Origin of the sequence: Methanolacinia paynteri, from assembly GCF_000784355.1 — an archaeon.
GTDB classification, from domain to species: Archaea; Halobacteriota; Methanomicrobia; order Methanomicrobiales; family Methanomicrobiaceae; genus Methanolacinia; species Methanolacinia paynteri.
In genome coordinates this window covers 95977-104862 of record NZ_KN360934.1, presented here as the reverse complement: position 1 = coordinate 104862, position 8886 = coordinate 95977, and the positions used below count along the sequence as shown (strand labels likewise).

8 protein-coding genes and 1 pseudogene are annotated in these 8886 nt (G+C 46.0%); 6 read left to right on the top strand and 3 right to left on the bottom strand.

The genetic code is table 11. The features are described from left to right. The 6 genes and pseudogenes from METPAY_RS08995 to METPAY_RS08970 form a co-directional block, all read left to right on the top strand. Positions 1-247: pseudogene (locus tag METPAY_RS08995) on the top strand (TraB family protein); the annotation flags it as partial. A gap of 46 nt (positions 248-293) precedes the next feature. Next, positions 294-800 carry a nitroreductase family protein gene (locus METPAY_RS08990; RefSeq protein WP_048151520.1) on the top strand — a complete coding sequence of 169 codons (507 nt, stop codon included), beginning with the start codon at positions 294-296 and terminating at the stop codon, positions 798-800. 107 nt (positions 801-907) lie between these two features. Then, positions 908-2194, top strand: a complete 1287-nt coding sequence (locus tag METPAY_RS08985) for an orotidine 5'-phosphate decarboxylase / HUMPS family protein (protein ID WP_048151643.1) — start codon at positions 908-910, stop codon at positions 2192-2194. Positions 2195-2533: 339 nt separating this feature from the next. Beyond that, complete coding sequence (locus tag METPAY_RS14255) at positions 2534-4963, top strand: PAS domain-containing protein (RefSeq protein WP_052418754.1); 2430 nt, start codon at positions 2534-2536, stop codon at positions 4961-4963. A gap of 218 nt (positions 4964-5181) precedes the next feature. Then, positions 5182-5610 carry a dCTP deaminase gene (locus METPAY_RS08975; protein ID WP_048151514.1) on the top strand — a complete coding sequence of 143 codons (429 nt, stop codon included), beginning with the start codon at positions 5182-5184 and terminating at the stop codon, positions 5608-5610. Between the two features lie 152 nt (positions 5611-5762). Next, the gene (locus METPAY_RS08970; protein ID WP_048151512.1) at positions 5763-6281 is read left to right on the top strand and encodes a hypothetical protein; all 519 of its coding nucleotides are present in this window, start codon (positions 5763-5765) and stop codon (positions 6279-6281) included. 58 nt (positions 6282-6339) lie between these two features. Here the strand turns inward: METPAY_RS08970 and METPAY_RS08965 are convergent, their stop codons facing one another. From METPAY_RS08965 to METPAY_RS15485, 3 genes are all read right to left on the bottom strand, one after another. Continuing rightward, positions 6340-7482, bottom strand: coding sequence for a hypothetical protein (locus METPAY_RS08965; protein ID WP_048151506.1), 1143 nt, complete (start codon positions 7480-7482; stop codon positions 6340-6342). 86 nt (positions 7483-7568) lie between these two features. After that, a complete protein-coding gene (locus METPAY_RS08960; protein ID WP_048151502.1) occupies positions 7569-8522 on the bottom strand; it encodes a methyltransferase domain-containing protein in 954 nt (317 codons plus the stop codon). A gap of 71 nt (positions 8523-8593) precedes the next feature. Beyond that, positions 8594-8886 (bottom strand): DnaJ C-terminal domain-containing protein (locus tag METPAY_RS15485; RefSeq protein WP_048151656.1); only part of this gene is annotated, 293 nt, incomplete at its 5' end.

Here is an 8886-nt window from a genome sequence, read left to right as displayed (position 1 = left end):
AAAAGTCAGAAAACCGCAGGCATCCGACTTCCAGGAGATCCTTGACGCGGAATCGTTCAATGAAATGAGAAAGGTTCCGATATTCAGGGTCGTCCTTGTAGCGGCGCTTGCAAATGTGGGCAGCACGATAGGAACATTTGCGTATTTCATATTCATATTTCCGATACTCGGGATCGATCCCACGGTAATCCTTGCCGACGGTTTCTCGAATCTAGTCTCCTTCATCGCAGGGATTCTGCCGTTTTGATACCTAAAAACAAACCTTTTTTGTCTGCAATACCATATTATGCCTCATGAATCTTGGACTTACCATCCTCAAGGGAAGAAGAAGCGTCAGGAAGTACAAGGACGAAGAGATACCCGGGGAGATTATTAAGGCGGCTCTTGAAGCGGCACATCTCGCCCCGACGGCAAGAAACCTTCAGCCATGGCTTTTTGGTGTCATAAAAGAGAAGGAAACACTCAATAAGATAGCGGAAACGGCACCAAACGGGGCATTCATAAAGGATGCAAATGCCTGTTTCGCGGTCTTCGGCGAGAAGGACCAGACCTATTACCTTGAAGACTGCAGTGCCGCAACACTGCAGATCATTCTTGCACTCTGGTCGTTCGGAGTAGGATCGTGCTGGGTTGCGGGAGACAAGAAGGACTATGCCGACGAGATAAGGAAGATGATGAACGTCCCGGAAAAATATACCCTTGTCTCACTAATCCCCGCCGGCTACCCCGAAGAGATCAATATACCATCGAAGAAAGACCTGAAAGATCTCGTATTTTACGAGACCTATACTGAAAATTAACCTCTTTTGAATTTGCTATGAAAATCACGTTGTGATTTACATAAAACCTTTATTTCATGAATTTTTTTTGCAAACTTTTTTCCCCGATGGAGCAGGAATTATCTGATATGAGTAAACCCGTCCTTCAGGTTGCCCTCGATCTGACAGAGATCAAGAGAGCGCTTCAGATAGGAAGAGAGGCCGTTGAAGGCGGTGCCGACTGGATTGAGGCCGGAACACCGCTTATAAAAAGCGAAGGAATGAATGCCGTAAGAGCCCTTAAGGCAGAATTCCCGGACCACGAGATAGTCGCGGACATGAAAGTCGCCGATACAGGCGCCCTTGAGGTCGAGATGGCTGCAAAGGCAGGTGCTTCCGTCGTCTGCGTTCTTGCCGATGCCGATGACACCGTGATTACGGAAGCCGTACGTGCCGCCGATAAATACGGGGTCAGGATAATGGCGGACTTCATCAACACACCTGATCCGGTAAAAAGAGCTATAGAACTCGAAGAGCTCGGGGTTCACCTGCTCAATGCACATGTAGGAATCGACCAGCAGATGAAGGGGAAGAAATCCGTGGATGTCCTGAGCGAGATCGCAGGAAAGGTATCTCTTCCGATAGGCGCTGCAGGAGGACTCGATGCGGCAGGTGCCGCGGAGGCGGTTACGGCCGGGGCAGACATTCTCCTTGTAGGAAGCAGTATAACGAAGGCGGCGGATGTCAGGGCCGCCGCTGCCGCTGTAAGAAAGGCGATAGACAATCCTGATCTTGTCAGGACAAAGAGGAAGAATCCCGATGATGAAATAAGAGAGATCTTTGAATCGGTGTCCACTCCGAACATCAGCGACGCCATGCATAGGAAGGGTGCGATGAGTGATATATTCTCGGTCTGCGGAGATGTAAAGATGGCAGGGAAGGCATTAACTGTAAGAACGATGGCAGGAGACTGGGCAAAACCGGTTGAGGCGATCGACCTTGCAGGGCCGGGTGACGTGATTGTTATCAACAATGAACGGGCGAAATATATCTCCCCGTGGGGAGAACTTGCGACGTTAAGCGCCATGAATAAGAAGCTGGCAGGCATTGTGATCGATGGGGCGGCAAGGGACGTCGATGACATCCGCAAATACAAATTTCCGGTCTTTGCAACTGCACTCGTTCCCAATGCAGGAGAACCCAAAGGTTTCGGTGAGATCGGCGCAGAGATCATTTGCTGCGGACAGCGTGTCAGGAATGGCGACTGGATAGTCGGCGACGAATCCGGGATCGTCGTAGTGCCAAAGGAGAGGGCATACGAAATTGCAAGACGTGCTCTTGAAGTAAAGAAGCATGAGACCCGCATCCGGGAGGAGATCAGGAGAGGCGACACCCTATCAAGTGTCGTTGATCTCCTCAGGTGGGAGAAAAGGTAAAGCCCATCCATTTGAGTGCACAATCATAGCTGACAATAGAGAATAAAGCTCCATTACGGCTTAAAATTTAAAACAGAGATCAAAACTATTTTTTTCCTGAGTTGAAAATTTCAAAATAAATAAATTTATATCTCATCATACCATTCAAAAAACATACTGACAGCCCAGCCGAAAAAGGTTCCACAATTTTCAATATTGATGTACAGGATTCCGGGACGCCAGTATCACGAAGGAGTGAACAGAATCAATTAAAGGGGGCCTTATACGACACAGGAGATAAACCAAGGCGAAAGGCATTTTATAAAAGCGCTCTCCACACCCAGCGAAAGATTATGGGTTTTGATAATTCTTCTCATCTCGGGATATTCACTCGCCTTTTCATATTTTTGCCTGGCAAACGGGATAACGACGGTTTTTATGCACCTGTATTATATCCCGATAGTCCTGATGGCATATCATTACAGGAAAAAAGGCATATTCCTTTCCGCTCTCCTCGGTCTGTTGTATGTGTCAATGGTCATTTACTTCCTGTGGCCTGACATTGAAGAGGTACTCCTGGCTTTCGAGCGGGTGGTAATATTTATCTTCACTGCATCTGTGATCGCCTGGCTTTCCGATAAACTCGAGAGAAGCAGAATCTTTTTTAAAACGCTCTCTGAAATATCCCCGGCAGGGATCATCAGAACGGATGCCGAAGGAATCTGTTCATATGTTAACAAGAGATTTACCGGGATAACAGGGATCCCAAAAGAACAGGCTTTGGGAGAAGGAGTCTGCGGACTCATATATACGGAGGACAAAGAGAAGTTTTCCAGCGACTGGTCCGCCTGCACGCAGAACGGCACAAGGATGAACCACGAATACAGGTTCATGAAACCCGACGGAACAACGGCATGGGTCCTTTTCCAGGCAGGTCCGGAGAAGAATGTAAAAGGCAATATAACAGGATATATCGCGACAATAACCGATCTGACCAGAATTAAAACCGCAGAAATGTTCCAAAGGACACAATTCGCATTCGAACATTCCCCGGATGACATCTATTTTACCAACAGGAAAGGAGAGGTAGTTTATGCCAACATAAGCGCCAAGGAATCTTTCGGGATAAAAACGGAGAATAATACAGATGGAAAAACAGTGTTCAGCATCAACCCGGATATTGATCCTGAAAGGTGGGAAGAGATCTGGAAAATTATTGTAAAAGACGACTTTTTTAAATTTGAATCTCTCCACAGGTTTGAGGACGGAAGTCTTCATCCTGTTGAAATCAGCCAGTACCACTTCACCTATAATGGCGAGGAATATTCCTGTTCGATTGCACGAGATATAACAGATCGCAAAAAAATCGAGACGGCCTTAAAAGAGAGCGAGGAAAAATACCGGATACTTGCCGAAGCATCCCTTGATCCGATCTTCATCATTGATCTTGAAGATACTGTTCTATATGCTAACAAAAGGGCTGCAGAGCTTCTGAACAGCACCCCAGAGAAAATCATAGGGAGATCAAGAAAGGATCTCTTCAAAACGGATGTTGCAGAAAGCCAGATAAACAGCCTGCGCATGGTGGCAGAAACGGGGGAGCCGCTTCTCATCGAGACCAAAACAAGATATAATGAGAATTATTTCTGGCAGGATCATTCGCTTATCCCGTTAAAGGATGAAACAGGGAAGGTATATGCAATACTCGGATTGTCGCATGACATAACGGATCGTAAAAATGCGGAGGAGGCACTTAAAGAGAGCGAAGAAAAATACCGCACACTCGTTGAACTTGCAGGAGAAGGGATCTGGACCGTGGATTCAGCCGGCATAACGACATTCGTCAATCCAGGCATGGCAAAAGCGCTCGGTTATACTGTTGAAGAGATGGTCGGAAGCTCATTTTTTAATTTCATGGATGAAGAAGGCCTGGAAAAAGCAAAGCTGCTATTCAAAAACAACAGGAAGGGAGAGATAAAAAAATATGATTTTGAGTTTGTACGCAGTGACGGCAGGAAGATATACACGATTATTACAACATCCCCACTCATCGATTCAAAAGGAAAATTTACCGGAGTTCTGGCTCTCATAAACGATATCACAGAGAGGCATCTTGCAGAAAAATCTCTGGAAGAGGTCAATAAAAAACTCAATCTGATGTCAAACATTACACGACACGATATCCTGAACCAGATCACAGCCGCAGCCGGGTACCTGGAGTTGATGGAACTTGATAAAGTAATCCCTCCGGGTACAACCGCTGATAAATATCTTGAGAAGGTTTCGGGAATAATCGAAACCATAAAGCAGCAGATCCAATTTACCGCATATTACAAAAATCTCGGAGAGCAGAGACCGGACTGGTTCAATATCGGCAGGATTGTTACAGAAACATACATGAATAACGGTTTTGATAATATAGAGCTCAAAAACAATCTAAAAAACGTTGAGGTGCTCGCAGATCCTCTCTTTGAAAAGGTCATATATACGCTCTTTGACAATGCATCGGTGCATGGTGAAAAAATCTCTCAGATTACATTCAATGCAGAAGAGACTAAAAACGGACTTCTAATTACATGTGAAGACGACGGAATCGGCATTCCGGATGATGCAAAGGAGAAGATCTTCAGGAGAGAATATTATAAAAATTCAGGACTCGGGCTGTTTCTCTCAAAAGGAATTCTTGCGATGACAGGACTTAAAATCAGGGAAACCGGTCAATCCGGAGAAGGTGCCAGATTTGAGATCTCTGTACCGGAGGGAAAGTACCGCTTTACTAACGGCAATTAGTTTCTATTTTTATACGATTTATGTTTGGAAAATACAGGCAATTTACAAGATCAAAACGCCCGGGTACGGAACAGAAGGAACCACTGAAGACAGATTACAACAGAAATCTAACCAGGACGGAATAAGTATATTTTTACATCCGGATTTAATTTATTGACTTTGCTAAAGGTCATATGCAAACCGCACATTTTTTACCCGAATTATTCCAACCAGAATTAATGATTCTTTCCAGAGAAAATATCCTGAAACTGATCGAATCGGGCGACCTCGTTCTTGAGCCCTATAGTGAAGGATCGCAGCAGCCCGCATCATACGACCTGAGAGCAGGAGAAGACTATGTCCTGAAGAAAGGCGAATGTACACTCGTCCACTCCATGGAGCGTGTGGAACTTCCTGCAGGTGTTGCGGCCACCCTTATGTGCAGGTCTTCATTCGGGAGGAAAGGAATCCTCATCGGCGGGGGATACGTAGATCCCGGTTTCCGTGGAAATCTTACATTATGCCTTGTCAATATGGGCCCTGAGGATGTACCGCTCCCGACCGGCGAAAGGTGTGTCCAGATAATCATGCATGAGGTGACCGAGGGGTCGTCGACATATAACGGACGCTACCAGGACAGTGTCGGTGCTGTTGGATCGAGGATCTGAATAGGATCCATAACCTCAAACTATTTTCCAGATTAATCCAACCGACAAATGTTATTTTAAAGACCGACCAGCAGGTGTTTTTTTATAATTTCATGCAGGACGCAAAATAATTCCTCAAAAAAATTGATATCCTGTAAAAAGAAGGAACACATATGAATATTAAAAAAATCCTTAAGCTCTTAATTATCCTGATAATATTCATTGCACTAATCTTTTCTTCTGCCTGCACCTCAACGGATGGCAGTGACAAGTATTCCCAGGAAAACGGAAGTACAACAGCAGGTCTCGGCGGAAATGAGCCGTTTATCTCGACAAATCCTGTTATATGGTCACAGGAGGATCAGGTCCTGAATGTCACGGGAACAACAGACTTCCCTGCAGGAACCGCAATAACGATATTTTCCGGACTATCAGTGCACCCCTGCCCCATAAGCCCTCCGGGGGTGACTGTAGATACCGGGGGAGTCAGATCCCTCTGCAACGGCAACTGCAGCACTGAGATCACAGAATCTGTTGTATACGCAGTACAGGGTTTTGAGGAAAATAACACATGGAACTGTCTTGTGAACACTACAGAATGGTGCTGTTGTGAGTCATATTTCATCCGTGCGGAGATCATTACGGACAACAAAACGATACAGGATACCGAAGAGTTCAGGTTTTCCGGGTGATTCCTAAAATAAAATATCAATAAAGATATTCTAACGGAGAATCTCCGTATTTAAGCAATTACTTCCTCAGGAAGACATTGCCATATTTTATGGCTATCTTTGCACCTATTGTCGGCTTCAAACTCTCCAGCCAGAGATAAAAGCCTGTCATCTGGGGAGTCCGCTTGCTCTCGACCTTCAGCTCCCCCGATTTTTTCCTGACGATCTTTACGTACTCCTCCTTCATCCTGGACTTCATATAGATCACCGGCTCGTACTCAGGTATATCAATCGCAAGAACAACCTTCGAGTAGTCCCTTTCGATAGAATCTATCGAATGTATCTTCCCCCTCATCGTAAATGTCCTGTTCTGCATCAAAGCCTTGATACCGGAAGGATAAAGGGCGCCGATAATGATCTTTTTGGATACGGGAGGAATCTCGTCTCTCTTCATCATCTCCTCCTTTCCTTTTCCCGCAAGCATCATCCCGATAAGTTTGTCTCTCTTCTTGTTATGCAGGGAAAGGTAATCGAACGGTCTCTTTAACGGAATATCGGCAATATCGATTAGTTTTGGATGATTTACAGGTTTCCTCGGCACCCCTCTTATCGAAGAAGGGGTAAGCAGGGTCTTTATCTCCTCGCATGTCGGCGTGATTATCACGACACTCTCCGTCTCCTTTACAAGCCGGCGGATGATCGAGGATCTCGATATATCCACAGATGAAAAAAGAACAAAAGGAACAATTACCTGCCCGTAGAGATAACCGAGCAATCTCTTCTTATAATGAACCTCGACCTCCAGGTCCTTAAGATCGGAGGCGGATGTGACAATCTCGGCAAACGAGATCCGATTTTCATTATCAACCCAGAGAATGTCAACTTCCGCAATATCCTGTCCGTTGCCTCTTATGTTTATATCCCCGCGGTTGGAATAGAAGAGTCCGTTCTGTCCCATTTCGATCTCAGGGGGCGGGAACGGAGCATCCGCTCCTTTGCGAACGATATATTTGACCATATCGGATCTCCCGGATACCTCAAGGAGCATTTCGTATATAAGGGACTCATACCATCTCCCTTCAGACGCCCTCATCTGGGACATATCTTCAGAGAAAAGCTGCTTCTTCTCAATCTTCTTTAAATGTCTTATAGACTTCCGGGCAAGTTTCCGGTCAGGCTTTTTCCGCGCAAAATTCGCCTTTATCCATTCAAGTGTATTCATCTATTGTCAAATCCGGTATATGAAGCTCCAGAGGAGGCCTTTATTTTATTATTTACCGACATAAGCCGAAAAATACGGTATGCCGTTTATTTCATCACCATTATGTTTCTTGTCAGACTCTTATGAACTCTCTGCTGATGATACTGAATTATATCGAAATGCCTCCCGGCAATTTCGCGGATGTCCACGTGAGTTACAACTACAGCCCGCCCTCCGGGCTTTAGCACACGCCTTATCTCTGCAAGCGAATCATTATAAAGTTTATTCATGGATTCTGCTCTTATGCAGACCGACTGGCCGTATGGGAGATCGGTGGCAACCGCATTCACCGATCCGTCCGGAAGAGGGAGATTAGTCGCATCGGCACAGAGAACCTCTGCAGAAGGAAGGTTTTCCCTGCATCCTCCAAGCATGAACCTGTCCATATCCGACCCGATTACCCTGCACCCAAGGAGCTGCCCTTCAAGCAGAATACCGCCTGTCCCGCAGAACGGATCCAGGAGCAGATCGCCTTCACCTGCAAAAGAGAGGTTGACGAGCGTCCTTGCCATAATAGGCATCATGACACCAGGGTGAAAGAATGCCCTTCTCATAGGATTGCGGTATGCAAATCCCCCGCGATCTATCCTGTATAGTACCCGCCCGAAGAAGCACCGTTCACCTGAGAAAACCGCCCTGTATTCCTCATCAGGCGAATTAAGAGATACCTGCCCGGATATATGAGAACCGATACACCGTTCGAGATCGAGCTGGGAGTCGGGGATAGCTGTTCCGGAGATCTTCTTAACCCGTCCTGCAAAACTCTTCCCGGATTTTATATTCAGGCTCTTTAAAAGATCTTCAAATGAAGATCGATCCGCATTGCATTCCCCGAGATACTCCATAACAACATGGGTCATTGCAAGGCGCTCAGTCTCATCCGGATCGGGACATTCCGCAACCGCGACCTGTTCAGCGCATTCAAGCAGTTTTCCGACGCACTCAATCTCGCAAAACGGGATCCTGGGATGTTCACCGGACAATTCAAAGATCAGTTTCATAGATCAGCCCAGAACTATTTGCTGGCTGGCGAAAAAAATGTTCATACAAAAAAAGATGAATTCAGGAAGAATTACTTCTTCGAACCTTTCTTCTTTCCCATCATACCCTGGAAGAATCCGCCCTTTTTAGAGTCCTTTTTCTCGGATTCTATCTCAAGGAGACGCTTATAGAGCTCCTTCTCCTCGTCGCCGAGGTCTTTGGGTATTGAAATATTGACGCGTACCAAAAGGTCTCCCGGCCTTCCGCGCCGTCTTACACCCTCTCCCGGGATCTTTAGCGCAGTTCCGTGCTGAATTCCGGCAGGAACCTTGAGTTCGACTTCGCGATCGTCTATGGTGGTTATATCGACTTTTGTACCCACGG

Bases quoted from the DNA above. Each gene is read 5' to 3' on its own strand.
- METPAY_RS08970 (WP_048151512.1), top strand. From the start codon at position 5,763: ATGAATATTAAAAAAATCCTTAAGCTCTTAATTATCCTGATAATATTC.
- METPAY_RS08985 (WP_048151643.1), top strand. From the start codon at position 908: ATGAGTAAACCCGTCCTTCAGGTTGCCCTCGATCTGACAGAGATCAAG.
- METPAY_RS08975 (WP_048151514.1), top strand. From the start codon at position 5,182: ATGATTCTTTCCAGAGAAAATATCCTGAAACTGATCGAATCGGGCGAC.
- METPAY_RS08965 (WP_048151506.1), bottom strand. From the start codon at position 7,482: ATGAATACACTTGAATGGATAAAGGCGAATTTTGCGCGGAAAAAGCCT.
- METPAY_RS08960 (WP_048151502.1), bottom strand. From the start codon at position 8,522: ATGAAACTGATCTTTGAATTGTCCGGTGAACATCCCAGGATCCCGTTT.
- METPAY_RS08990 (WP_048151520.1), top strand. From the start codon at position 294: ATGAATCTTGGACTTACCATCCTCAAGGGAAGAAGAAGCGTCAGGAAG.